General features: G+C 38.0%; 1 pseudogene. It reads right to left on the bottom strand.

Annotated elements, in window-relative coordinates:
* Positions 1-271: pseudogene (locus tag ACY2RS_RS15610) on the bottom strand (lysine transporter LysE); the annotation flags it as partial.

The raw sequence follows: 271 nt of genomic DNA, 5'->3' as shown, positions 1-271 counted from the left end.
TAATGCCACCAATAATGTAGTTCATATTTACTTTAGGCGGGGTGTTTTGTGAGGTCTCTTTTCGCTTAAAAAACTGAATGTATAACGCGAGCATAATAAAGGTTCCTAACCCAGAAGCGAATACGGCAGCAAACAATTCTGGCGTACCAAACGAAAACCATCCAAAGACAGAAAACGTAACGCTTATATACACCCAATAAGGCAATGGCAAGACATTAAGTAGGGCAATAAAAATACCGCCAAAAAAACGTCTTTTTTTAGATTTGCTTAC

The organism is Patiriisocius sp. 208BN25-11 (assembly GCF_058147145.1).
The sequence above is the reverse complement of the archived record's forward strand: the minus strand, read 5'-3'. Positions and strand labels throughout refer to the sequence as shown.